General features: G+C 49.6%; 1 pseudogene. It reads left to right on the top strand.

Features of this window, described 5'->3' with window-relative positions:
- Positions 1–24: 24 nt before the first annotated feature.
- Positions 25–585 (top strand): annotated as a pseudogene (locus LI114_RS13700) (conjugal transfer protein); the annotation flags it as partial.

Consider the following 585-nt stretch of genomic DNA (forward strand, 5'->3'; position numbering starts at 1 on the left):
GCAAGACGGCAGGCACAGCTTGATATGCTTAACGCAACTGCTATCAATCCGAAGCCTGAACCGTCTGCCCCGACACCACAGCCAACACCTACGGAAAGTAAAGCACCTGAAAAGAAAGAAGATCCGTGGAAAGCTATCAGAGGTATGGGCAGAGCAAACGAAATCATCGCAGACCTTGAAGCTGGTGGCGTTATGTCATTCAGCGAGCTGTCTGGATTCTTCTTCAATACACCTCACTCCGATGGCCACACAACTGAGCTTGCCGATCTGAAAAAGAAGTTTACAGCTATCGACACTCTCATTGCAAAGATGAAGCACCGTGACGAGCTGGAGCCTGTTTACAAGGAGTATCAGGGCAAATCGGGCTGGTCGCAGAGCCGTTTCAAGAAGAAAAACTCCGCCACTATCGAGGACTACGAGCAAACGGTCAAGTACATCAGGGAGCATATCAAGAAGTATGCTGTTGACGGCAAACCGCCGACAATGCTTGACCTTTTGGAGAAGTCCAACAAGCTGAAATCGAAGTGGAACAGGCTTAATGTCGAGCATACCGCATTCCTCACCAAGCGTGAAACGGCGAAGAAG

Source organism: Ruminococcus sp. 210702-SL.1.03, assembly GCF_020559915.1.
In the GTDB taxonomy this organism is placed as follows: domain Bacteria; phylum Bacillota; class Clostridia; order Oscillospirales; family Ruminococcaceae; genus YE71.